Origin of the sequence: Crossiella sp. S99.2 (assembly GCF_023094165.1) — a bacterium.
GTDB lineage: Bacteria > Actinomycetota > Actinomycetes > Mycobacteriales > Pseudonocardiaceae > Crossiella.
The window spans coordinates 283,106-305,250 of the sequence record NZ_JALMDK010000011.1 but is presented as its reverse complement, the minus strand read 5'-3'; the positions used below and the strand labels follow the sequence as shown (position 1 = coordinate 305,250).

General features: G+C 71.2%; 22 protein-coding genes and 1 pseudogene. 8 read left to right on the top strand and 15 right to left on the bottom strand.

Going from position 1 to position 22,145, the window contains the following annotated elements:
- Window positions 1-173 precede the first annotated feature (173 nt).
- The 12 genes from MZC64_RS35380 to MZC64_RS35325 form a co-directional block, all read right to left on the bottom strand.
- The gene (locus MZC64_RS35380; RefSeq protein ID WP_247764030.1) at window positions 174-668 is read right to left on the bottom strand and encodes a hypothetical protein; all 495 of its coding nucleotides are present in this window, start codon (window positions 666-668) and stop codon (window positions 174-176) included.
- Window positions 665-2,284, bottom strand: coding sequence for a PHP domain-containing protein (locus MZC64_RS35375; protein ID WP_247764029.1), 1,620 nt, complete (start codon window positions 2,282-2,284; stop codon window positions 665-667). Before MZC64_RS35375 ends, MZC64_RS35380 begins: the two co-directional genes overlap by 4 nt.
- Before the next feature lie 164 nt (window positions 2,285-2,448).
- Window positions 2,449-4,194, bottom strand: a complete 1,746-nt coding sequence (locus tag MZC64_RS35370) for a PHP domain-containing protein (RefSeq protein ID WP_247764028.1) — start codon at window positions 4,192-4,194, stop codon at window positions 2,449-2,451.
- Window positions 4,195-4,232: 38 nt separating this feature from the next.
- Window positions 4,233-4,997, bottom strand: a complete 765-nt coding sequence (locus tag MZC64_RS35365) for a bifunctional 2-polyprenyl-6-hydroxyphenol methylase/3-demethylubiquinol 3-O-methyltransferase UbiG (protein WP_247764027.1) — start codon at window positions 4,995-4,997, stop codon at window positions 4,233-4,235.
- Window positions 4,994-6,181 (bottom strand): MAB_1171c family putative transporter, encoded by a 1,188-nt coding sequence (locus MZC64_RS35360; RefSeq protein WP_247764026.1) that lies wholly within the window; start codon window positions 6,179-6,181, stop codon window positions 4,994-4,996. The genes MZC64_RS35365 and MZC64_RS35360 overlap by 4 nt, the downstream gene beginning before the upstream one ends.
- Window positions 6,159-6,689, bottom strand: a complete 531-nt coding sequence (locus MZC64_RS35355; RefSeq protein ID WP_247764025.1) for a hypothetical protein — start codon at window positions 6,687-6,689, stop codon at window positions 6,159-6,161. Before MZC64_RS35355 ends, MZC64_RS35360 begins: the two co-directional genes overlap by 23 nt.
- A 64-nt stretch (window positions 6,690-6,753) precedes the next feature.
- Window positions 6,754-7,227: a hypothetical protein gene (locus MZC64_RS35350; protein WP_247764024.1), complete on the bottom strand. Its 474-nt coding sequence runs from the start codon at window positions 7,225-7,227 to the stop codon at window positions 6,754-6,756.
- Between the two features lie 407 nt (window positions 7,228-7,634).
- Complete coding sequence (locus MZC64_RS35345; protein ID WP_247764023.1) at window positions 7,635-8,267, bottom strand: lytic polysaccharide monooxygenase; 633 nt, start codon at window positions 8,265-8,267, stop codon at window positions 7,635-7,637.
- A 120-nt stretch (window positions 8,268-8,387) separates the two neighbouring features.
- Window positions 8,388-9,413 (bottom strand): class I SAM-dependent methyltransferase, encoded by a 1,026-nt coding sequence (locus MZC64_RS35340; protein WP_247764022.1) that lies wholly within the window; start codon window positions 9,411-9,413, stop codon window positions 8,388-8,390.
- A gap of 5 nt (window positions 9,414-9,418) precedes the next feature.
- Window positions 9,419-11,245 (bottom strand): class I SAM-dependent methyltransferase, encoded by a 1,827-nt coding sequence (locus MZC64_RS35335; protein WP_247764021.1) that lies wholly within the window; start codon window positions 11,243-11,245, stop codon window positions 9,419-9,421.
- A 109-nt stretch (window positions 11,246-11,354) separates the two neighbouring features.
- Window positions 11,355-11,813 (bottom strand): hypothetical protein, encoded by a 459-nt coding sequence (locus tag MZC64_RS35330; protein WP_247764020.1) that lies wholly within the window; start codon window positions 11,811-11,813, stop codon window positions 11,355-11,357.
- Window positions 11,814-12,008: 195 nt separating this feature from the next.
- Window positions 12,009-12,719, bottom strand: coding sequence for a helix-turn-helix transcriptional regulator (locus tag MZC64_RS35325; RefSeq protein WP_247764019.1), 711 nt, complete (start codon window positions 12,717-12,719; stop codon window positions 12,009-12,011).
- A gap of 85 nt (window positions 12,720-12,804) precedes the next feature.
- On the opposite strand from MZC64_RS35325, the gene MZC64_RS35320 reads away from it, so the two are divergent.
- The gene (locus MZC64_RS35320; RefSeq protein ID WP_247764018.1) at window positions 12,805-13,194 is read left to right on the top strand and encodes a VOC family protein; all 390 of its coding nucleotides are present in this window, start codon (window positions 12,805-12,807) and stop codon (window positions 13,192-13,194) included.
- A 153-nt stretch (window positions 13,195-13,347) separates the two neighbouring features.
- Here the strand turns inward: MZC64_RS35320 and MZC64_RS35315 are convergent, their stop codons facing one another.
- The 3 genes from MZC64_RS35315 to MZC64_RS48270 all read right to left on the bottom strand — a co-directional run bounded on the left by MZC64_RS35315 (window position 13,348) and on the right by MZC64_RS48270 (window position 15,036).
- The gene (locus MZC64_RS35315) at window positions 13,348-14,001 is read right to left on the bottom strand and encodes a response regulator transcription factor (RefSeq protein WP_247764017.1); all 654 of its coding nucleotides are present in this window, start codon (window positions 13,999-14,001) and stop codon (window positions 13,348-13,350) included.
- Window positions 14,002-14,016: 15 nt separating this feature from the next.
- On the bottom strand, window positions 14,017-14,667 hold the full coding sequence (locus tag MZC64_RS35310; protein ID WP_247764016.1) for a class I SAM-dependent methyltransferase: 651 nt from the start codon (window positions 14,665-14,667) through the stop codon (window positions 14,017-14,019).
- 234 nt (window positions 14,668-14,901) lie between these two features.
- The gene (locus MZC64_RS48270; RefSeq protein WP_282106362.1) at window positions 14,902-15,036 is read right to left on the bottom strand and encodes a hypothetical protein; all 135 of its coding nucleotides are present in this window, start codon (window positions 15,034-15,036) and stop codon (window positions 14,902-14,904) included.
- A gap of 256 nt (window positions 15,037-15,292) precedes the next feature.
- On the opposite strand from MZC64_RS48270, the gene MZC64_RS35305 reads away from it, so the two are divergent.
- From MZC64_RS35305 to MZC64_RS49195, 7 genes and pseudogenes are all read left to right on the top strand, one after another.
- Window positions 15,293-16,078, top strand: coding sequence for a hypothetical protein (locus MZC64_RS35305; RefSeq protein ID WP_247764015.1), 786 nt, complete (start codon window positions 15,293-15,295; stop codon window positions 16,076-16,078).
- 31 nt (window positions 16,079-16,109) lie between these two features.
- Window positions 16,110-17,123 (top strand): TOMM precursor leader peptide-binding protein, encoded by a 1,014-nt coding sequence (locus tag MZC64_RS35300; RefSeq protein WP_247764014.1) that lies wholly within the window; start codon window positions 16,110-16,112, stop codon window positions 17,121-17,123.
- Window positions 17,120-18,487: a YcaO-like family protein gene (locus MZC64_RS35295; protein ID WP_247764013.1), complete on the top strand. Its 1,368-nt coding sequence runs from the start codon at window positions 17,120-17,122 to the stop codon at window positions 18,485-18,487. The genes MZC64_RS35300 and MZC64_RS35295 overlap by 4 nt, the downstream gene beginning before the upstream one ends.
- A 17-nt stretch (window positions 18,488-18,504) precedes the next feature.
- Window positions 18,505-19,329 (top strand): SagB/ThcOx family dehydrogenase, encoded by an 825-nt coding sequence (locus MZC64_RS35290; protein ID WP_247764012.1) that lies wholly within the window; start codon window positions 18,505-18,507, stop codon window positions 19,327-19,329.
- Between the two features lie 2 nt (window positions 19,330-19,331).
- Window positions 19,332-19,937, top strand: coding sequence for a type II CAAX prenyl endopeptidase Rce1 family protein (locus tag MZC64_RS35285; protein WP_247764011.1), 606 nt, complete (start codon window positions 19,332-19,334; stop codon window positions 19,935-19,937).
- Window positions 19,938-19,950: 13 nt separating this feature from the next.
- The gene (locus MZC64_RS35280; RefSeq protein ID WP_247764010.1) at window positions 19,951-20,907 is read left to right on the top strand and encodes a hypothetical protein; all 957 of its coding nucleotides are present in this window, start codon (window positions 19,951-19,953) and stop codon (window positions 20,905-20,907) included.
- 21 nt (window positions 20,908-20,928) lie between these two features.
- Window positions 20,929-22,114 (top strand): annotated as a pseudogene (locus MZC64_RS49195) (serine hydrolase domain-containing protein).
- Window positions 22,115-22,145 lie beyond the last annotated feature (31 nt).

The following is a 22,145-nucleotide window of genomic DNA, read 5'->3' as shown; positions in this document are numbered from 1 at the left end:
GCAAAACCCGCATCACCCGGTTCCAGGCCCTGCGCACCGCCGCCTGACCACCCCACCAATTCGCCAACAGAGTCGTACGACAACGGCCAACACCCCGTCCACAACGGCCAACACACCGTACGACAACGGCCAACACTCGGTGCGTCTGGAGTGTTGGCCGTTGTGGGCGGGGGTTAGTGGTCGGCGCAGCAGGGGGTGGGGTTGGGGACCTCGAAGGGGGCGTAGGTGTTGTCGCCTGCGGGGGTGACTGTGAGGGTGAGGTGGCCTTCGCGCCATTCTGGGCGGACGTGGTCGCGGGTGTGCAGGACCGCGTTGTCGGTGGCGGGGGTGCCGCCGAGGACGGTGAGGTGGTTGATCGCGGTGGCCAGGACCGTTGTGATCGGCACTGTGCCGGTGAGGTGGGTTGAGCCGGGGAACAGGACCGCGCGGCCGGAGCGGCGGGATCGGTGTTCGACTGCCGCTGACTCCGCGCCGGGGGAGTCGTCACTGGGGAGTGGGCCGGTGAAGTCGGCGGGGGCCTCGAAGGACAGGGCCACGTGTGGGGTGCCGGTGCGGATGAGGTGGGTGCACACCGTGACCGTGTCCGGCAGGGCGTACTCGGCGACCAGGTCGCGGGCCAGGTGGTCGGCGGTGGCCAGGTCGGGGCTGCCGCGGTCGATGCCGGTCACCATGGCAGTGCCCAGATCGGGTTGGTGTAGAACCACAGGTCCCTCCAAGGGTCGGCGTCGCCGATGACGTCCATGGCCGGGCCGTGTGGGTCTACCGCCGCCCCACGCAGCCCTACTGCCTGCCGGTTGCCGTCGGTGCCGCGCAGGCGCAGGTAGAACGGCTGGTCCAAGCGCCCCAGCTGGTGGGTGATCCGCAGAGTGCCGTCGGTCTTGACCTCGAAGGACTGGGTCACCTTGGCTTCGGGGGCGGTGAAGGTGTCGCGGTCGGTGGCGGGGCCGGTGACCTTGCCCTGGATCAGGTCGACCCTGGCCAGCTTCGGCACGAAGGAGGCCCAGTTGGGCAGGCGGGCCTGGTCGATGCTGATCACGAGTTCGAGCTTGGTGCCGCGGCGGGCGTGCAGAACTCCGCCCAGGGACTGGGTTTGCCGGTCCCAGCGGTCGGTGGTGCGCAGCTGGACGTCCAGGCCGGCGATCAGGCCGCCGTGGTCGACCCAGACCCTGCCGGCCCGGATCGCGTCCATGACCGCGCCGTAGGAGTTCTCGCGGGCGCCGACGTGGGTGCGGCTGTAGTAGCCGGGGAAGAAGTCGCCGGAGTTGAGGTCGGGTTTGCCGCCGTGCACCGGGTCGGCGTGTTTGCCGTGGGTGTTGTAGTCGGTGTTGGGGCCGCGGACGGCGGTGTCGGCGTACACGCTGTGCGAGTCGGAGTTGGCGGTGATCCACCAGGGTTTGCCCTCGGCCAGGAGGCTGTCCCAGAGGCCGCCGACGGTGGCGGTCATCCAGTCGAAGCCGCCGAAGGTGCGGTAGGACTCCAGGGGGTAGCCGGGCCAGGAGTCCGCGCCGGGGCTGGAGTCGTAGTAGCCGCGCGCGCCGCCCGGCCCGTGCGGTTTGGGGATGCCGGCGGCCTGGTGGCCGGGGGCGCCTTCCATGCCGACGGCGATGCGGGGTTGGGCGTCGCGCCAGCCGCGGATCTCGTGCGGGGAGTCCAGGCCCTTGCGCGCGGGGTGGTTGGCGAGGAAGAGCACGTCCTCGATTCGCTTGCGCCCCAGGGCATCGGCCAGGAAGTTGAGGCCGGAGATGGCGAGTGCTTCGTTGGCAGGCGTTGGGGCGCCTGCGTTCTGGGTGCGGCCGTCGAAGGTGGTCTCGAACTCCTTGAGCACCGCGACCTCGTTGCGGCCGGGGTGCACGATCACCGTGCCGTGCTCGGCGGCCGGGATGTTCCACTCCAGGCCCTGGAACACCAGGGTGCCACCGGCGTCCCGGCGGGCGGCCACGATGTCCGGGTTGACCTTGTCCACGCCCAGTTTGGCGTGCACCGGCCCGCCGTGGTCGGTGATCACCACCCAGTCCAGGCCGTGCGCGCCGGCGTGCCGGACCTGGTCGATCACCCGGTACTTGCCGTCGTCGCTGTACTGGGTGTGGATGTGGTGATCCCCGGCCAGCCACCGGTAACCGCCCCGCGGCGGCATTGGCGAGGCCGCCGCGCTGCCCGCGGCGGCCCCCAGCACGGTCGAACTCGCGGCCAGGCCCGCGCCGAGCAGTCCGGTGCGGCGCAGCATCGAGCGCCGGGACAGTTCGGCCGGGCTCAGCGCCTCGTCCGGGACTGCCCGGTCGAGCACCGCGGCCGAGTCCGCCGGACCCTCGGTGTGAGCGTGTTCATGCTGGTGAACATGTGGATGGTGGTGATGTCCATGGCCCATGAGCGCACAGCTTCAGCGCGGGTGGTGAACGCCAGGCAAACGATCACGGGCCGGGAGGTGGCCGCGCGGTCCCGCTTCGGCACTCACACCGGCACCGCCCAGATCGGGTTGGTGTAGAACCACAGGTCCCGCCACGGATCCGCGTCGTGCGGCACATCCATGGCCGGTCCGTGCGGGTCGACCGCCGCCCCGCGCAGACCCACTGCCTGCCGGTTGCCGTCGGTGCCGCGCACCCGCAGGTAGAGCGGTCCGTCCAGGGCGCCGATCCGGTACACGAAGTGCACCTTGCCGGGCTGGTTGCCGACCTCGAACGCCTTGACCACCTTGGTGTCCGGGGCGGTGGAGGCGTCCCGGTCGGTGACCGGCCCGGTGACCTTGCCCTGGATGACGTCGACGCGGGCCAGCTTGGGCACGAAGTGCGCCCAGTTCGGCAGCCGCGCCTGATCCACGGTGATCACCAGCTCCAGTGGGGTGCCGCGGCGGGCGGTGAGGGTGCCGCCGAGGGTGGCCTGGTGCTGGAGGCCGTGGCCGGTGGTGCGCAGCTGGATGTCCAGGCCGGCGATCAGCGCGCCGTGGTCGACCCAGACCCGCCCGGCCCGGATGCCGTTCATCACCGCGCCGTAGCTGAAGTCGGTGGCGCCGACGTGGGTGCGGCTGTAGTAGCCGGGGAAGAAGTCGACCTCGTTGAGGTCGGGCGCGCCGCCGTGCACCGGGTCCGGCCATTTGCCGTCGCGGTCGAAGTCGCCGCCGGGTCCGCGTACGGCGGCGTCGGCGTAGATGGTGTGCGAGTCGGAGTTCGCGGTGATCCACCACGGTTTGCCCTCGGCCAGGAGACTGTCCCAGACGCCGCCGACGGTGGCGGTCATCCAGTCGAAGCCGCCGAAGGTGCGGAAGGATTCCAGCGGGTAGCCGGGCCAGGAGTCTGGGCCGGGGGAGGCGTCGTAGTAGCCGCGGAACAGGCCGGGGCCGTGCGGCTTCGGGATGCCGGCGGCTTGGTGGCCGGGCGCGCCTTCCATGCCGACCGCGATGTGCGGGGCGGCGTCCCGCCAGTTGCGCAGCTCGTGCGGGGAGTCCCAGCCCTTGCGCGCGGGGTGGTTGGCCAGGAACAGGATGTCCTCGACCCGCTTGCGCTTGACCGCGTCGGCGAGGAAGTTGACCCCGGCGATGGCCAGGGTCTCGTTCGCGGGGGTGCTGCTGAGCGCGTTCTTGAGGATGCCGTCGTAGTTGTTGACGAACTCCTTGAGCACGGCCACCTCGCCGTCGCCGCCGGGGTGCACGATCACCGTGCCGTGCTCGGCGGCTGGGACGTTCCACTCCATGCCGTGGAAGACCAGCGCGTCCGGCACGTCCTTGCGGGCGGCCAGGATGTCCGGGTGGATCTTCTCCACGCCGATCCGGGCGTGCGTGGTGCCGCCGTGGTCGGTGATCACCATCCAGTCCAGGCCGTAGTTGCGGCCGTGCCGGACCTGGTCGATCACCCGGTAGCGGCCGTCCAGGCTGTACTGGGTGTGGATGTGGTGGTCGCCGGCCAGCCACTGGTACCCGGCCCGGGGCTGACGGGGCTGGGCGCGGTCCGGGTCGGCCGCGGCGGTTCCGGTCAGCACCGAGGAGCCGGCCAGGCCCGCGCCGAGCAGGCCGGCGCCGCGCAGCATGGTGCGGCGGGAGAGCTGGCCGGGGCTCAGTTCGGTGTCCGGGATCGAGGTGTCCACGGCCAGGTCCGGCCCGGCGGCCTCGGGCTCATGGTCGTGATCGTGCCCGTGGTCATGATCGTGACCGTGACCGTGACCGTGCCCATGGCCGTGCCCGTGACCGTGGTGGTGGTGACCCATCTGCTGACTCCCCAGTGCGTGAAACGGTGGTGCGGGGGTCAGCCGAGCGCGCGCCCCCATGCGGAGATCGTGAACTGTGGGATGTCAATGAAGGTAGAGCTGTTCAACAATCTCTCAAATTCGTCCATTTCGGACTGCTGGATCAGCCCGTCGGCTAGCATCTTGGGCTTGACCTGTGCCACCAGCGGCCGCCACCGGTCCTGGTCCAGATTGCCCATGCGGCCCAGCGTGCCGGTGTAGCCGATCTCGCCGAGCCCGCTCCGCGCCAGCAGCGCGGGCAGGCCGCGGGCCCAGTGCAGATCGGCCCCGTGCCCGGCGTAGACCTGTTCGTAGGCGGCCATGATCCGGCGCACTACCGGGAACGGCGAGGTCTCCGCGGGCAGCTGGTAGGGGTCGGTGACCACGAGCCAGCCGCCCGGTTTGAGCCAGCTCGCCGCGCGGCGCACGATCTCGTCGCGTTCGGGCAGGTGGCAGAGCACGTAGCGGGCGTGCACCAGGTCGAACCGGCCCGGCGCGTAAGCCGGATCGGTCAGATCGGCCTCCTGCGCCGCCGCGCCCAGGTCGGTGAGGTGGCGGGTGTCGATGTCGTTGGCCAGCACCCGCCCGAGCGGGCAGCGCTGGGTGAGCCAGCGCGCGATGGACCCGGCGCCCGCGCCCAGGTCCAGGCAGTCCCAGTCCGGTTGCGGCGCCAGGGCCTCGATGACCGCGATGGTGCCCGCGTCCGCGGCGTTCTGGATCGAGGTGAGCCGCCCGTGCTCGGTGGGCGAGTCCTTGCCCAGCGCGCTGTCGGTGTACCCGCTCATGCCCGCTTCCCGGCGTCGTGCTCGGCGCCGGCCACCTCGAAGGTGGCCACCCAGGGCTGTTCCCGCGCCTGGGCCACCGACAGCAGGAAGTCGATCTCGCCGGGCAGGCCGTCCCCGGGCAGCTGGGCCGCGTCCAGGGGGTTCGGATCCGGTTCTGCCCCGGCGTTCTTGGCCCGCCGGGCGGCGGCCAGCCAGCAGGCGGTGACCGCGGCCTGCCGCTGGTCCTCGGGCACCCCGTTGGCGATCACGTGCGCCCGCGCCCGCTGCACGGTCTCCGGGCTGACGTAGTCACGCAGGATCAGCATGGCGTCCCGGATCTCGATCACCCGCCGGTACAGCCGCAGGTAGGTCGAGTGCGGGGTGCCGACCAGGTCGCGCAGGCGGGCCTGCGGGCGGGACAGCGCCACGTGCGGCACCTCCTCGATGAGGTCCCGCCACAGCGGCCACAACCGCCACAGCCAGCGCATGTTGCGCAGCATCTGCCCGGTGTCCAGGACCAGCGGCAGCGCCGCGCCCGCGGCCATCAGCACCCCGGTGATGCCGATGTTGAGCGCGGAGTACTGGCCCAGCCAGCGGGCGCCGGTGAGCAGCACGTAGAGCATGGTCAGCCAGAAGAACGCGGAGACCGCGAAGGCCGCGGCGAACAGTCCGAGCCCGATCCGCAGCGACCGGTCCTGCTTGGCCTGGTGCGCGTAACGCAGGCACAGCAGCAGGCACGGGATCTTGGCCACCAGGTGTGCGGCGATGATGATCCACCAGAACGTGGAGTACCACTGCGCCTGGTTGGTGGTGACGCAGCCCTCGTCGTTGGGGAAGACGGTCAGGTTGAGCGCCACCAGGGTCAGCAGCACCGCCGCGGTGCCGCCGTAGACCAGTTTGGCCCGGCGCACCCCGATCGCGGCCAGCACGAAGTCCAGCACCAGCGCGGAACTGAACACGCCCCACAGGTTGGTGAACAGCCCGCAGCCCGCGATCACGATGCCCGGCAACGCGTTCAGCGCGGAGAGCACCGGCGCGAGGTAGATGGTGATGGAGCCCGCCATGCCCACCACGGCGAGCAACAGCATCCGCTGCTGCCGGGACCTCCTGGCCGCCGGGATGCGCAGCAGGATGACCACCCACATCGCCAGCACGCCGTACAGCTGGATCTGGGTGCCCAGTTCATAGACCGAAATTGTCTCCACGCCCCTTGTTGCGGATCCCCAGTGCGGCTTCGAGTTCCCCCAAGGCCCCGCTCGTGGCGGACGAGGCGGTGCGTGTGCCCGCGGCGGTGCGGATCAGGCTGGCCACCAGTTCGGCCTCCTGCTCCTGCTGGCTGGTGTAGTTGGTCCGCGCGAGCAGTCGTTCGATCAGTTCCGGGCTCAGGTCGGGCAGGAACTTCGCCAGCGACACCTGGCCCCCCTCCTCGGCGGCCTCGTGGTCGCAGAGGATGTGCCCGATCTCGTGCAGGATGATGTGTTCCCGGTGCAGCGGGGTGGTCTTCTCCTCGACGTAGATCTCGTCGTGGTCCTCGGTGGCGATCCACAGCCCGCAGGCGTTGACCACCATGCCGTTGGGCAGCGCGAGCAGGTGGATCGGCCGCCCGCGCTGCGCGGCCAGCTCCTCCACCAGCGCGTCCACCGAGAACGGCACCGGCAGGGTCAGCCCGTCGACCAGCGCCTGGCATCTCTTGCGGATCTGCCGAGTGGTCATCGCCTCGCCATATTTTCCGATGGGACACCTGCGGAACGAGCAGACATGCCTCATACCCGGGCGGCTATCCGTCTGATTCTGGTCGCCGGTCGCGGCCGGTGTCCAGTGGCGGCAACCGCTCGATCTTGCGGGCCTGGGTGAGCATGGTCAGGATCGAGTCCAGCGTGGCGTCGGAGAGGCCCTCCGCGCGCAGCGCTATGGAGCGCACCTTCTGGTTGCGCAGCGCCAGGGCCAGTTCGAGCTGGGTGTCGATGCGCGCGGCGACCTCGTCGTTGAGGAAGTACTCACTGGGCACGCCGAAGAACTCGGCCAGCGTGGCCAGGGTGCCCTGGGTGAGGTTGCGCTTCTTCCCGGTGGCCAGCTCCCACAGGTAGGTGTTGGAGATGGAGGACCGGGTTTTCTCACGGATCTCCTGCGCCAGCTTGGCAAAGCCAGGACGCGTGCGCTTGTCCGGGTACAGCGTCGCGATCAAGTGGTTGATCTTGCGCGCGAGCTGCCCCGCCTCGGGTTCGAGCCCTTCGGTCTGGCCGGGATCCATACGAAACGTTCCTCGATGTCGGTGGCGGATACGACGTCCGAGTGTCCGCCATGGCGAATCAAGAGTACGTCTCGATTGTTCACATGTCCGCCAGGGTTGACAACCCGCCCGTTGGAGAGCGTACGCTAATGCCGCACGGACATCCGCTTCAGCGGATAGCGGGAGAACGAGGGGTACCTGGGGGTCTTCTCTGTTCACGGCGATCCCGCGGCAGTGCAGCGACCGCGTCCGACACCGTGGTTCGCTGGTTCTGGGGAAGGAACCGCTGTGCCCGGGGTGCGAGGGAAGGCACAGCGGTTTCTCCAGAGTCCTCCGGCGAGTTGGGCCAACTGGTACGCCGGTTTGGCTCAAGTGGGCGTACCAGTTGGCCCAAGTGGTGCGGTGGCGGGTGGGTCCTTCTCGCTTGGTTAGCGGAAGTTGACGTCTGAGCAGGTGTAGAACGCTTCCGGGCTGTCCGAGCGCTGCCAGATCGAGTAGATCAGGTGCCGGCCCGACTTGCCCGCTGGCAGTTTCGGGTTGAGCTGGTAGTTCCCGTTGACCAGGGGCGGGTCGGCCTGGGTGTGGAAACGTTCCAGGTCCGACCATTGCAGGGGCGAGGCGGGGTTGTAGCCGTTGCGGGTCACGTACAGCTCGAACTGGCCGCGGTGCGGCACCGCGGCGCGGTACTGCCAGTTCACCGCGGCGCCCGCGGTCAGCTGGGTGGTGGCCCAGTCGGAGCGGGTCAGGTCCAGGCCGCGGTACTTGTCGCGGCCGGCGCTGCAGAGTTTGCCGTTGGGGATGAGGAAGCGGTGGTTGCCGGCCGCGTTGGCCAGGTTGACCTCGTGCCAGTCGTAGAAGGCCTGGGTGCCTCCGGTGGCGACCGCGGCCTTGCACGCGGCCGAGGTGGGGTTTTCCGGGTTCTCGTGCCAGCGGCACTGGTAGGCGCGGCTGACCGGGGAGAGCATGGTGCCGTGCGCCGAGGCGGGCAGGGCGCCGAACAGGGTGAGCAGCATGGGCAGCAGGGCCAGCAGGACCAGCCCGCGCCTGGGTGTTCTCGTCATGGTCTCGTCCTTCGATCTCAGGAATGCTCGAAGGTCCCCCGCGGCGACGGAAGGGCAGGGAGACAACGATTGCCATGCTGTCTGGTCTAGTCCAATCGCGACAGGGCTGACTGGAGTAGTTCAGTTCTTCCTGGCGACGATCCGGTAGGAGTTGTGCAGGCCGCGGGCGCGCACGATCGGGCGGACCAGCCAGCCCAGCAGCGCGGAGAGCGCGATCAGCGGCACGGCCGCGGTCAGGCCGAGGTTGCGCAGCAGCAGCCGGAACCGGCTGGGGCGGGGCAGCCAGGGGAAGTCCGGCGGCGGGAGCAGGGTGTGCGCGAGTTGCATCAGCGCGCCGGTCCAGCCCTGGGTCACCGCTGCGCGGTCGGTGGTGTCGCTGAGCACGGTGAAGCCGAGTTCGGTGAGCGCGGCGCGCAGGTTGGCCCTGGGCGCGAAGTGCAGGTGCTGTGGCTGCATCCAGCCGACCCACCACTTGCCCAGCAGCCTGCCCCACGGCGACTCCGGGTCGGGCACCTCGATCAGCAGCAGTCCGCCGGGGCGCAGCACCTTCAGCGCGGTGGCCAGTTCCCGCCGCTGATCGGTGCTGTGTTCGAGGTAGTGGTGCATGCTCACCACGTCGTAGCGTTCGGTCAGTTCCGGGGCCAGCTCGGCGAACTCGCCGCGAAAGGCCCGCCGGATCCGGCCGTGCCGCTGCGCGATCTCCACGCCGTCGCCGAAGTCCAGGCCGTCGAAGGCGGTGCGGGGCAGCAACTGGTGCGCGGTGTGGCAGAAGTGCCCGTGCCCGCAGCCCACGTCGAGCCACTCGGCCGGGTCGGCGTGCGCGGCGATCAGCTCGGCGCGTTGCCGGTACCACTCGGTCTGCTTGGCGAAGACCCGGTTCATGGTGGCCTCGCCGAGACCGTCGTAGAAGTCGCGGTAGTAGAAGGCGAGTCCGGCGGGGGACAGGCAGGGGTTCTGGAAGACGTGCCGGCAGTCGGCGCAGCGGTCCAGGACGAACTCGCCGGGCTTGCGCTGGATCAGGTCCGCCGACCGCTGCAGCAGGGCGATCCGGGTCGAGCCGCACCACGGGCAGGTGGCCCGGCGCGGTTCGAAGAACCGGGCCAGGCCCTGCGCCAGCTCGACGGCATAGGCCGCCCGTCTGTCCATTGTGGTCAGTCCCGTCGAGCGATCACGCGATAGGCGTTGCACAGCTTCAGGTTCTCGGTGGCCGGCTCGATCAGCCGGTCGCCGATCAGCGCGGCCAGCAGCAGCGGGGCGGCCGCGGTCAGCGCCGCGCCCCTGGCCGCCCGCTGGAGCAGGCCGGGCGCGCGCTCGTGCCAGGGCTGGTTGGACCGCGGCGCGAACCGGTTGGCCAGCAGCCAGGCGGCCACCGTCAGGTCCGGCGCGCCCGCCTCGCGGTGCTGGGTGCCGACCACGGTGAAGCCGAGTTGGGCGAGCTTGGCGCGCAGGTTGTCCACCGGGTACATGTTCAGGTGCTGCGGCTGCAGCCAGCCGCCCCAGTACCGGCCGAGCAGGCTGCTGAACCGGCATTCCGGGTCGGGCACCTCGATCACCAGGTGGCCGCCGGGTTTGAGCGCGGTGTGCGCGGCCCGCAGTTCGGCCACCGGGTCGGTGACGTGTTCCAGGTAGTGGAACATGCTGACCGCGTCGTAGGCGCCTGCCATGCTGGGCGCGAGGTCGGGGAAGAAGCCGCGGTAGGCCCGGTCGATCCGGCCGCGTCGCTGGGCCAGTTCCACGCCATTGCTCAGGTCGATGCCGTCGAAGCTGGTCTGCGGCCAGATCTCCTTGGCCTGGTTGCAGAAGTGCGCGTGCCCGGTGCCCACGTCCAGCCAGCGCTCGGGTTTGGCGTGCCCGGACAGCGCGCGGGCCTGGCTGCGGAAGTACTCGCTGCGGGTGGCGAAGACGGACTGGATGGCGTGCTCGTTGTGCCCGTCGTAGGCGTCCCGGTAGTAGAACTCCAGCCCGGCCGCGTTGAGCTGGGGGTTCTGGAAGACGTGCCCGCAGGACCCGCATTCGTCGAGCACGAACTCACCGGGTTTGTGCAGGTGCACGTCGGTGGCCACCAGCCGTCGCCGCAACTCGGCGCCGCCGCACCATGGGCAGTCCCGGCGTGGCGGCTCGAAGAACCGGCCGAGTCCGGCGGCCAGGTCCTCGCGGTAGGCGATCCGGCTGGTCTCGATCGCGGCGGTGCGTTCGGCGCGGACCCCGGCGGTGCCGGTCAGCGTGCGCACCAGCCTGCCGGGCTCGGCGATCGCCCTGGTCAGGCTGCCGCGCACCAGGTCGGCGGGCTTGAGCGTGCGACTGCCGGCGAAGACGGCCAGTGGTTGCGCGGACCAGGCGAGTAGCAGTCCGGCGGCCCACTTGCGGCCGGTCAGCGCGGTGGCGGCCAGCGCGGCGAGCACCGCGGCGCGCAGGATGACCTGCAGTTCCAGGCCAGCGCCGTGCACTGCGTGCTGGATCGCCGGGTCCTGTTCGCGCACCGCGGCACTGGCGGCCAGGCCGGGGGCGACCGCGAAGGCGGTGTCGGCCGGGGCGCGCAGTTTGATCTCCAGCGCGGCGGCGGCCAGGTCGGCGCCGTCCGGCCGGGCGGGCACGCCCACCTGGTCGAGCAGGCCGGGGTCGGCGGCGATGGCGTGCGCGGCGGTGCGTCCAGGGGCCAGCCGGTTGCCGCGGTAGGTCGCCGGATCGACGTCCCGGAGCAGGTCAAGGGCCTGGGCCAGGGACAAATCGGCGGGCACCAGGTCCAGCGCGGCGAGTTGTTCGCGCTGCCGGTACGCCTCGGCGGCGGCCAGGGTCGACTGGTCCAGCCGCACCCCGTGCGCGACCGCCGCCCGTCCGTCGGCGGCCGGGGTGGCGGGCTGGTCCCGGAGCACCGGCAGCGCGGCCAGGCGGCGACGCAGTTGCGCGGTGTCGGCGGCGAGCAGCCCGACCACGGCGGCCTGGGCCAGGCGGGCGATCCAGCGACGACGACTCGGCATGATCACGATCCTCAACCGCGACTCGCGGGTTCCCGATCTGCGGGGGCGTGTCGCGGCAGGTTACGCCCGATCGAGTCGTGCCAACCGTCCACAGTGGAATCTGCGGGGGTTAGGGCTCCTGGAAGACGACCTGGGGGATCGGCGCTGCCGAGCGGGAGGACTGGGCCGGGGGCGGCGGCGCGAACTGCGGCTGGGACACCATGGACTGCCGCGGCCGTTCCGCCGGAGCGGGCTCGGCCCGGACCGGCGCGACGACGACGGGCTTGTCCGCCACCGGCTTCTTCTCCGCGACCGGCTTCGGCTCCGGAGCGGGCTTCGCGTCGATCGAGTTGCGCGCCGCGGTGATCCACAGCCGTTGCATGTGCTCGTCCCGGCTGCCCTTGATCGTGACTAGCAGACCGGAGAAAGCACTGCGCAGTTTGGCCGCCAGGGCGGGGCGCTCCCGGATGACCGTCCACAGCGGATGGTTCGCTGGAAGACGGGCCGCGGCGAGGCGCTGGGCATTCACACGGAGTTCCGCGGTGGGCAGTTCAGCCCATGCCACAACGGTCTCGGCATCAAAGGTCACTGGATCAACTCTCTCAGTTACCGTTCCCACCTGCGGGCAGGTGCTCCCGAGATCGGGGAGATGACACCATTCTGGCAGAAACCACACCGGGGCGGCCACGAACGGCACGCCGATTCACCGATGTGACGCGAAACTTGTTGCCCGATAGGGCATTTCCGGCAGGGCCGCGCGCACTTCGGGCACACCGGGTGTCGATCACGCTACCGTCCGGCCTGAGCTGGGCGGATGTCCGGCCAGCCGACGGAACTCGCGGCTGAGGTGGGCCTGGTCGGCGTACCCGTGTGCGGCGGCCAGATCGGCCAGGTTGCCCTGGTTGTCGCGCAGTACGCGCTGGAAGCGCAGGATTCGCGCGAGTGTTTTCGGACCGTATCCGACCGCGCCGGTGATCCGTCGCCGCAGGCTTCGTTCGGACACGCCGAGCCGGTCGGCCAGCGCCATTACCGATAATGGCGCAGGCACGTCAAGAGCCCGGCTGGCTGTCATCACAACCGGATCCAGTTCACCGCACAGCGCGAGCCGTCCGGTGGCGATCCGCTGCACCAGTCCGCCGATGGTCGGCACATCGGGTGATCCGTCGAACTGTTCGGCCAGTCCCCGGACTCCCCACAGATCCTCGACGTCCACGGTCCGATCGCGCAACCGTTCGGCCGGAATTTTCCCGAGCAGCAGCGAACCGGCTCCCGGCCGCAACCGCAGCCCCACCAGCAGTCCACCTGGTGGGAGCCGGGCCTCTCGCGGGCCGGTGTCCGGTCCGGTCACCACCAGGCGACCGTCCAGCCACAGCAGGTCGAGGCAACCGTCCGGCACCACCCGCTGGGCGCGCGGCCCGGAGCTGCGGTCGGTCCACAGGCAGCTCGCGTGCGCGCGCAGGGCGGCGGCCGGGCGGTACTCCCGGTATCCGCTCATCGCCCGCCCTCCGTCGTGGCCGTTTCGTTCAAGACGGTAACCCGCCGGGCGGCCTAGCGTGGGCGCGACGTTGAAGGAGGAGCGGATGAAGGCACGTTTCGCCGTGATCGGCATCGTGGTCGCGGACATGGCCAGGTCGCTGGCGTTCTACCGGGAGCTGGGCCTGGACCTGCCCGCCTCGGCCGATGCCGAAGGACATGTGGAGCACGTGTTGCCCGGCGGGGTGAAGCTGGCCTGGGACACCGAGGCGACGATCGCCTCGTTCACCCCGGATTTCACCCCGCCCGCACCCGGTGGCCGGCTGAGCCTGGCCTTCGAGGCCGAGGGCCCGGCCGAGGTGGACGCGCTGCACGAGCACCTGGTCGGCCTGGGGCACCACAGTGAGCTGGCGCCGTTCGACGCGTTCTGGGGCCAGCGTTACGCGGTCGTGCTGGACCCCGACGGCAACGGCGTGGATCTCTTCGCCGCGCGTTAGACAGGTCCGCACCCCGCCGGCGTGTTGGCCGTTGTCGTACGTAGTCTTGGCCGAACTGGTACGCCACTCGGCCAAGACACCGTCCACAACGGCCAACACACCGTCCGGAACGGCCAACTCGGCGTACGACAACGGCCAACACGGTGGGGGGTGTCAGTCCTCCAGGGCGATGCTGTTCTGGCGTAAGGCGATGGTCACCGCTGAGGTGCGGTCCTGGGCGGAGAGCTTCTTGAAGATGCGCCGCCAGTAGGTCTTCACCGTCGCCTCGCTCACCGCGAGTCCCTTGGCGATCTGCGCGTTGGTGTGCCCGGCCGCGGCGTGCCGCAGCACGTCGATCTCGCGCAGGCTCAGCGGCACCGTCCGCCGCGGGGTCCGGGCGGCCATGGCCAGTCGCGCGGCCACCGCCGCGGTCAGCGGGGTCTGCCCGCTCACCGCGGCCCGCATGGCCTGCACGATCTCCCGCGGCGGCGCGTGCAGGGACACGCAGCCGTTGGCCCCGGCCAGCAGGGCTTGCAGCACGAAGGCGCTGTCCTCCGTTTCGGTCAGCACCAGCACTTTGGGCTGGTGCCGCAGTGTGGTCACCGCGCTGAGCAGGTCGACCCGGGTGCACAGGGTCGCGCTGGCCAGCACCAGGTCGGGCCGCAGGCGTTCGATCTCGGTCAGGGCGCGGTCGTCCTCGGTCACCTTGCCCACCACCAGGAGGTTCGGGCATTCCAGGATGACCGCGGCCAGGCCGAGGCACACCACCAGGCGCCGGTCCAGCACGACCACCCGGCGGGGCCGGGGGCCGGGTCCGTCGAGGTCCATCGTCGTCGCGCCCGGTCAGGCTCTCCCGGCGGGTCCGGCCCCTCGGCGCAGCAGCAGGTGCAGCGCGATCGCGGTGGCCGGATCGCCGGTGGCGAAGCCGTTGAAGTCACCGGTGCGGATCTCCGCGGTGACCTCGGCGCCACTGGTGACCCGCTCGGCCAGTTCCGCGGCCTCGGCGGCGGAGAGCGAGGCGGTCACCTGGTCCCGCAGGTAGTCCCGTTCGGCGCCGGTGGCCGCCGCGGCCAGGAACGGTTCCAGGGTCGCCGGGTCGGTGGCCGCCGGCCGGATCAGGTCGACGACGTAGCAGAGGCCGCCGGGGGCCAGGAGGTCCAGCACGGCGGACAGTTCGGCCACCGGGTCGGTCCACAGGCCCAGGCACAGGTGCACCAGCACCAGGTCGGCCCGGCCGATGCGGGCGGCCGCGGCCGATCCGGGCAGGTCACCGGCGGCCAGGGGGAACAGTTCCGCGCCGGTGCCGGTCAGCCGGGTCCGGGCCGCCTCGATCGAGGGGCGGTGCGGGTCGAGGCCGAACAAAGCGCTGTCCGGGAGTTGTTTGGCCGCGATTTCCAGCATTGTTCCGCTGCCGCAGCCGACATCGAGGACCCGGTCCGGTGTGCGGCCGAGTTCGGAAATGCCGACGGACAGCGCGACACAGGCCGAGATCATTGTTTCGCGTAGATCGTAGGCGGTGCTGACCGCGGATAGTCCCGGATCGGTGAACCAGCGTTGGGCGTGCTGCCGATGGTGTGCGCGCCCGGTAATTGACGACGGCGTTCGAGTATGACGGAGCATGCCGCGTACTCCCCCCAGGAGTCCGAGAACGGTGGCGGCGGAACTGCTTCCGCCGCCACCGGAGTGTACCCGCCGATCGGCGCGGGAAAGCGGCCGATCAGGTGGAGATCAGCCGCCGCTGCAGCAGCAGCACGGGATCGTGGTGGTGCAACGAGCCGCCGCCGGCTCGAACAGGCTCGACTCCTGGCCGTGCGTGGTGATGGTGATCGACGGGATCTCGACCTTGTTCAGAAGTTCCTGCATGACAGTTCCCTCCAGTGGTGAAGAAAGTGCACCGGTATTGCGGTGCAGACCATATCCGCAACCGGGTGGAATGAGGCAAGACGTCTGTTGGAGGGCATAAGAGGTCCACTATCGACGGGTCGATCGCCGTCTTTCGGTGGAGGCCCGTGTACCCCTATCGGTTGACACGTAATGTCTCATGCTCTGTTGTTCGCCGACGACCATTTCGTCTAGGTTGACGCCATCGCCAATTCTGGCCGGAAGAATTGAGGGGGGCATGACGGAGAATAGAACTGCCATTTTTTATGCCGGCGACCGGGTGCTGGTCCGGCTGGCGCTGGCCGAGGCGGCGGGCACGACCTGCGTGGACACCCCCGCCGCGGCCGACCTGGTGGTCGTGGACGCCTGTTCGCTGGCCCAGGAAGACCTCCACTTGCAGGTTGCGGCCATTGACCAGGCCCTGCCGCGGGTGGTGCTCTCCCCGCTCGGGGCCGAACTGGCCCCGGACGGCACCTTCCCGGCGGTGCAGGCCCAGGCCGAGGCGGCCGCCCTGTCCGGGGCCGCGGACACCGTGGTGCTGCGCTGCGCCCTGCTCGGCCAGGACCTGGCCAGGGCCTGCGGGCACGGCACCGTCGAGGGCACCTTCTACAGCACCTGCGAGCCCGCGGGCGCGGCCTGGCTGGACGCCGCTGACCTGGCACAACTCATCGGTGTGCTGGCCGCCGACCCGGGCAGGCGGGGTGGCCGGGCCTATGAGGTCACCGGCCCGGAAATCCTCGGCGTGCCCGCGGCGATCGAGCTGCTGGCCGAGATCGCCGACGCGCCGCGCCGACACGTCTACCTGCCGGAAGAGGCGTATCTGCACGCCCTGCGGCGGGCCGGGATCGACTCCCCGGCCGGGGAACGTCTCGGCCACCACCTGGCCTGGGGCTCGGCCAAGGCGCGCCGCGCGGTGTCCCCGGTCCTGGCACGCGCGCTGGGCCGTGCCGGGCGGCCGCTGACGGCCTACCTGCCCGCGGCCTGGCACGCCTACCAGTCCGAACTCGCCGCGACCCGCGGCTGACCAACCGACCGTCGTACTCAGGAGGTTCACAGTGCAGGGTTCGAGCACGGACAGAACCGGGTCGGCCAGCCAGGCGAGCTGGCGCACCGATCCGGGCACCCGGGTGCTGGCCGCGGGGGAGGATGTCCTGGTCAGGGCCGGGGACGCGGTGGTCAAATGCGCGGGCACCGGCCTGTTGCCGCTGGTCGCGGCGCTGCTGGAACGCACCGACGGCGGGGTCCTGGAACCGGTGCTCTTCGCCGACCTGGACCAGGACCAGCGGGACCGCGCGGACGCGGTGATCGACCACCTGGTCGAGGCCGGGCTGCTCATCGAGACCGGCGCGCCCGGCACGGCCGACCCGGTGGTGCTGGGTCTGTGGCGGCGCTCCGGCCGCGCGGTGGAACGGGCGGTGATCGCCGAGCGGCTGCGCACGGCCACCGTCCGGATCAACGGCGGCGGGACACTGGCCGCGCGGATCCGGACCGAGGTGGCCGCGGCCGGACTGGCCCTGGCCGGTGAGGACGATCCGGCCGGGGTGACCGTGGTGGTCGGCGAACACGAGGACGATCCGGTGCTGGCCGACTGGAACGAGCAGGCCCTGGCCGATCCGGACCGCGGCCCCTGGCTGGCGGTCACCCCCTACGACGGCGAACGCGCCGCGGTCGGCCCGTGGATCGTGCCTGGTGAATCGGCCTGCCACCACTGCTACCGGCTGCGCAGGGCCGCGGTGTTCCCGGACGCCGGACTGTCCGTGGAACTGCCGCAGGCCCGCTGGCTCGGCCCGCGCCTGGACGCCGCGGCCGCCGCGCCCGGCCTGGTCGCCGTGCAGGCCGGCCTGGTGCTGGACTGGCTCCTGGAATACCTCGCCCTCGGCGATCGCAGTGCCCAGCTGGTGCCCGGCGGGGTCAGCACCGTCGAGCTGGACCTCAACGGGCTGCGTATCGGCAGGCACCGGGTGCTGCGGGTGCCGCGCTGCCCGCGCTGCGCGCCCGGCCGGGACACCGGGCATCCGCAGGTCTGGTTCCACCAGCTGCTCACCGCCGGATCGGACGGTCCGGCATGACCGCGGCCACCGCCTACCGGCCCGGCGCCGGCGCGGATCGCTGGACCAGCACCGCCGAGGCGGAGGCGGCGATGGCGATCTACCTGTCCCCGCTGACCGGCATCGTCCGCCGGGTCTATGAGCGCATGCACGATGTGGACGACCTGTACGCGCACTCCATGGGCAGCGAGACCTGCGACTCCCGGCTGCTGCTCGGCGCGGCCTGCAACAAGGGCAACGGCGGCTGGGACGCCAGCCACACCGGGGCGCGGCTGGCCGCGATCGGCGAGGGCGTGGAGCGCTACAGCGCGGCCTGGGTGCCAGAAGAGGCGTTGCGCTACGGCAGTGCCGAGGAACTCACCGACGTCGGCCTGACCTGTGTCCAGCCGGGGCAACTGACCCTGTTCGCGGACTGGCAGTTCGGCCGCTCCGGGTTCCCCTATGTGCCGTTCACCGCGGCCACCCGGCTGTGGTGGACCGAATCGCGGCGGCTGCACGACGGCGCGGCGGTGTGGCTGCCCGCGCAGCTGACCTACCTGCGCAACAACCTGCCCGATGACAGCCGGATCGGCTACCCGACCAGCAGCGGGCTGGCCTTCGCCAACACCCCGGCGGAGGCGGCGGTCTCCGGCATCCTGGAACTCGTCGAACGGGACGCGTTCATGCTGGCCTGGCACCACCGATTGTCGTTGCCACTGCTGGATCCCGGCTCGGACCCGGCCCTGGCCGAGTTGATCCGGCGGCACGCCGCCCCGTCCGGACTGGACTTCCACCTGGTCGATCTGAGTGTGTTCACCGGCATCCCGGCCATGCTCGGCGTGGTCCGCAACCGCGCCACCGACCTGGCCCCGATCGGCCTGGGCGCCGCCGCGGCGGGCTCACCGCGACGGGCGGCGGCGAAAACGCTGTTCGAGGCGTTCAGCACCCGCACCTGGGCCTGGGCACAGCAACGCGAGGGCCAGGTGGTGCCGCCGCACGGCGACTACGAGCAGACCGTGCGCAACTTCGAGGACCACGTGGGCCTCTACACCTCCCCCGACATGGTCCCTGGCACCGAATTCCTCACCGCCAGCCCGCACCGGCGCACCCTGGCCGACCTGCCCGCACTGCCCGACGGCACTCCGGGACAGCTCCTGTCCGGACTGGTGTCCACCCTGGCCGAACAAGGGGTGGAGCTGCTCGCGGTGGATGTCACCAGCCCCGATGTGCGCGAGGCAGGCGGGCACGTGGTGAAGGTGTTCTCCCCGCAGCTGCAACCCCTCGATGTGGGTTTCCAGCAACGTTTCCTGGGCGGCAGGCGGCTGCGGGAGCTGCCCGTGACGCTGGGCCTGACCGGCCAGGTGGACACCGAACACCTCAACCCGCTGCCCCATCCGTTTCCCTGACCTGGGGGTGAATGTCCGTGACCGACAGCAGCATCCACGGCTCCAACGTGCTCGACATCGTCTACACCGACGGCGTGCCCGGCATCGACGACCCGGCGGAGAACTACTTCCAGGCCTCCAAGCTCTACAGCGCCGCCCTGCCCTGGGACGTGCCGGGCGTGGTCGCCCTCGAACAGTCCGCCGAACTGCGGGAGATGGCCGCCCGCTCCGGCCGCTGGTACCCCAGCCGACCGACCGTGGCACTGCCCGAACCCGCGCCACTGACCGCCGATCTGGCCCAGGTCCTGGATTCCCGGCGCAGCGCCCAGGGTTTCGGCGGCGGCGAGGTCGGCCTCGACGTGCTGGCCGGGGTGCTGCGGCGCACCTACGGGATCAACCGATGGCAAGGGCACCAAGGCTTCCGGCCCACCCCCTCCGGCGGCGCGCTGTACCCCCTGGACCTGTACGTGGTGGCCCGGCGGGTCACCGGGCTGCGGCCGGGGCTCTACCACTTCGACCCGTTCCGCGGCGTGCTCGCCGACCTGGGTGAGATCGACCTGGACGCCTTCGACGGCTGCGGCAACCAGGCGGAGATGTCCGGGCAGGCCGCCTTCGGCCTGATCCTCTCCGCCAGCTTCTGGCGGTCCCGGTTCAAGTACGGGCAGCGCTCGCTGCGGTTCGTGCTGATGGAATCCGGGCACCTGGCCCAGAATCTGCTCCTGGTCGCCACCGGCTACGGGCTGCCGAGCAGGCTGATCGGCGGTTTCGACGACGATCCGCTGACCGCGCTGCTGCCCGATCACAACGGGGTGGACGACGCGCCGGTGTACGTGGTGCTGATCGGCACACCCCCGGCGGGCTAACGGTGTTGCTGGCCGGGGTGCTCGGTCATCTCGGGTTGCCGTGGCTGCTGCTGGTGACTGGGCGGGTGCTGGGCAGGCACACCGCGGCGGTCTACGACTGGGGCACCGTGCTGTGCGCGCTGCCGGTGCTGGCCCTGTTGAGTCCACAGTGGACTGGACAGGGTCTGTGGTGGACAGCGGTGGGTGCGGTGGCCGGGGTGGCGCTGCCAATGACCGCGGCTTGGCTGTCGGGGAAGCCGTTGTCGTTGGCGCGCAAGGGATTGCCCGCCGGTGAGCTGCTGCGGCTGACGTTGTGCGCGGCGGCCGAGGAGCTGTTGTGGCGGGCCGGGGCACCGGAACTGCTCACCCGGTTCGGTCTGCCCGCCCCGGCCGCCACCGGGCTCGCGCTGGTCGGATTCGCCCTGCTGCACCTGCCCGGCGGCGGACCGCGCCGCCTGCCCTACCACCTGGTCGCAGGCGCCGTGTTCACCGCGGCGGCGGCCACTGGCGGGCTGGCCGCGGCCATTGCCTGCCATCTCGCGCACAACCTGACCCTGGCCACCGCCGGGCCGCGGCGCCCGCCCGCCCCGGCGGCCAGGGCGCTACCCGCCGTCAGTGACTGGGAGTAGAGGGGGAGAACCCATGTGGGGCAAGAGAATTGTCGTGCTGCTTGGACTGGCGGGCGCGCCGGTGCTGGTGCCGCTGGCGCTGTCCACGGTGAGCCGGGTGCGGCAGGTCCGGCGCGGCCGGGCCACCCGGCCGGTGCCGCCGGGCGAGCCAGGACGGGGCCGGGAGATCGAGAAGGCGGCCGGGATCGTGGCCATGTCGGAGTTCCTGGTCCGGCTGGCCGGGTACGACCGGGCCGCCACCGAGGCCGTGCGGCCACTGCTGATCCGCCTGGAAACCATGGTCTACCAAGGAGACCTGGCCTTCGAGGCCGCCCAGCGGGCCGGTGACACGGAGGTGGATCCGGCCTGGCGCGCGGGCATCGAGATCGCCCTCGCCGAACACGGGCTGTCCGGCCCGGACACCGAGGCGGCCGTGACCGCCCTCGACGGCTATTTCCGCGCCGAATCCCGGCTGCTGCTCGGCGAGACCGAACCGGACGCGGAGCACCTGCTGCGCCTGACCTACGACCGCTCCAGCGACATCCACCTCCTGTGGGCGGTGCTGCACCGGATCCGCGGCACCCGGCCCGCACCCGAGCTGACCGCGTTGCTGCGGCACTGGCTGGCGTTGCTGGAGATCGGCCACGACCAGCTCTCCTACCAACGTGACCGCGCCGACAACGCGTTCAACCTGCTGCGCCTCCAGGTCCGCGCGCACGGCCCGGACCTGGCGCCCGCGGCGGTGCGCGAACTCCGGGCGGCCATTACCGGCCCGGCCGCCGCCCTGATCACCACCGCCGACCGCCACACCCTGGGCGCGCTACTGGTCGCCATGCTCGCCGTGGACACCGCGGGCGCGCACCTGCTGCCCCGCCTGGTCGCCCTGCTGCCCACCCCGGTGTCCCGCAGGCTGGCCCTGGCGCTGCTGCACGCCGACGAACGCCGCTACGGCCCGCTGCCCGAATTGCTCTCGGAGCAAACTCGCAGGTGAGAGGCTGTGATTCGGCCGGAAATGGTGGGCAGGCCGGGTTATCTTGACCGCGAGTCACCGGGTCGGAGGAGGAACCACATGCAGGGCACGGTCGCGGCGGGGTACGAGGGCGTGCGCGCGGAGTTCGCGAAGGTCGTCGCCGCGGAACGGGCGGACTACGCGGGCCAGCTGGTCGCCTACGTGCGTGGCGAGAAGGTCGTGGATCTGTGGTCGGGACCCGGGTTCACCGCCGACACGCTGACCGGGGTGTTCTCCGCCACGAAGGGGGCGATGTCGCTCGTGGTGGCACTGCTGGTGCAGGACGGCGTGCTGGATCCCGACCAGCGGGTCAGCCACTACTGGCCGGAATTCGCGGCGGAAGGCAAGCAGGACATCACGCTGCGGGAAGTGCTCGCGCACCGCGCGGGCGTGGTCGGCGCGGATGCCGGGTTCAGCCTGGCGGAACTGGCCGACGACCGGCTGATCGCGGCGCGGCTGGTAGGCCAGCGGCCGTACTGGCGGCCGGGAACGGCCTACGGCTACCACGCCTGGGTTGGCCGGCGAGGTGGTGCGGCGGGTGACCGGGCAGAGCAGCCAGGAACTGTTCGAGGAGCGGATCCGGGCGCCGCACGGTCTCGACTTCTACCTTGGCCTGCCGGAAGAACTGGAGCCGCGGTTCGTGACCACGTTGCCGATGCTGCCGACCCCGGCGCAGCAGGCCGAGATCGACGCGGACGACAGCGGGCCCGAGAGCCTGGCCGCGATCGCGTTCAACACCCATCGGCCCGACGCGCCCGAACTGTGGGACTTCCCGAACCAGCGGATCGCCCGTGCGCAGGGCCAGGCGTCCGCGGGCGGGGTCGCCTCGGCGCGGGGCCTGGCCGGCCTGTACGCGGCGGCCACCACGGGGCGCGACGGCAGGCCACCACTGCTGAAACCGGACACCATGGCCGAGTTCGCGCAGATCCAGTCGATCGGCTACGACGTGGTTTCGCGCGTGCACAAGGCTTTCGGGCTCGGGTTCAGCGCCGTGACCGAGTTCTACCCGTTCCTGGGACAGGGCGCCTTCGGGCACAGCGGCGCCGCCGGTTGCCTGGCCCTCGCCGATCCGCGCAGCGGCCTGGCCTACGGCTACAACCGCCGCCGCTACGCCTACCCCGGCGGCGCGGCGGCGGAGAACGCCGACCTGCTCCGAGCCTGCGTCACAGCCGCCCGCGCGACCCGCTGAGCAGGCCGCCTCGCCGCCGTGTTGGCCGTTG

Coding starts and splice junctions, on each gene's coding strand:
- MZC64_RS35355 (WP_247764025.1), bottom strand. CDS start 6,689: ATGACCACTCGGCAGATCCGCAAGAGATGCCAGGCGCTGGTCGACGGG.
- MZC64_RS35335 (WP_247764021.1), bottom strand. CDS start 11,245: ATGCCGAGTCGTCGTCGCTGGATCGCCCGCCTGGCCCAGGCCGCCGTG.
- MZC64_RS35320 (WP_247764018.1), top strand. CDS start 12,805: ATGAAGGCACGTTTCGCCGTGATCGGCATCGTGGTCGCGGACATGGCC.
- MZC64_RS35325 (WP_247764019.1), bottom strand. CDS start 12,719: ATGAGCGGATACCGGGAGTACCGCCCGGCCGCCGCCCTGCGCGCGCAC.
- MZC64_RS48270 (WP_282106362.1), bottom strand. CDS start 15,036: ATGCAGGAACTTCTGAACAAGGTCGAGATCCCGTCGATCACCATCACC.
- MZC64_RS35305 (WP_247764015.1), top strand. CDS start 15,293: ATGACGGAGAATAGAACTGCCATTTTTTATGCCGGCGACCGGGTGCTG.
- MZC64_RS35345 (WP_247764023.1), bottom strand. CDS start 8,267: ATGACGAGAACACCCAGGCGCGGGCTGGTCCTGCTGGCCCTGCTGCCC.
- MZC64_RS35340 (WP_247764022.1), bottom strand. CDS start 9,413: ATGGACAGACGGGCGGCCTATGCCGTCGAGCTGGCGCAGGGCCTGGCC.
- MZC64_RS35310 (WP_247764016.1), bottom strand. CDS start 14,667: ATGATCTCGGCCTGTGTCGCGCTGTCCGTCGGCATTTCCGAACTCGGC.
- MZC64_RS35365 (WP_247764027.1), bottom strand. CDS start 4,997: ATGAGCGGGTACACCGACAGCGCGCTGGGCAAGGACTCGCCCACCGAG.
- MZC64_RS35280 (WP_247764010.1), top strand. CDS start 19,951: ATGTGGGGCAAGAGAATTGTCGTGCTGCTTGGACTGGCGGGCGCGCCG.
- MZC64_RS35370 (WP_247764028.1), bottom strand. CDS start 4,194: ATGGGTCACCACCACCACGGTCACGGGCACGGCCATGGGCACGGTCAC.
- MZC64_RS35350 (WP_247764024.1), bottom strand. CDS start 7,227: ATGGATCCCGGCCAGACCGAAGGGCTCGAACCCGAGGCGGGGCAGCTC.
- MZC64_RS35295 (WP_247764013.1), top strand. CDS start 17,120: ATGACCGCGGCCACCGCCTACCGGCCCGGCGCCGGCGCGGATCGCTGG.
- MZC64_RS35315 (WP_247764017.1), bottom strand. CDS start 14,001: ATGGACCTCGACGGACCCGGCCCCCGGCCCCGCCGGGTGGTCGTGCTG.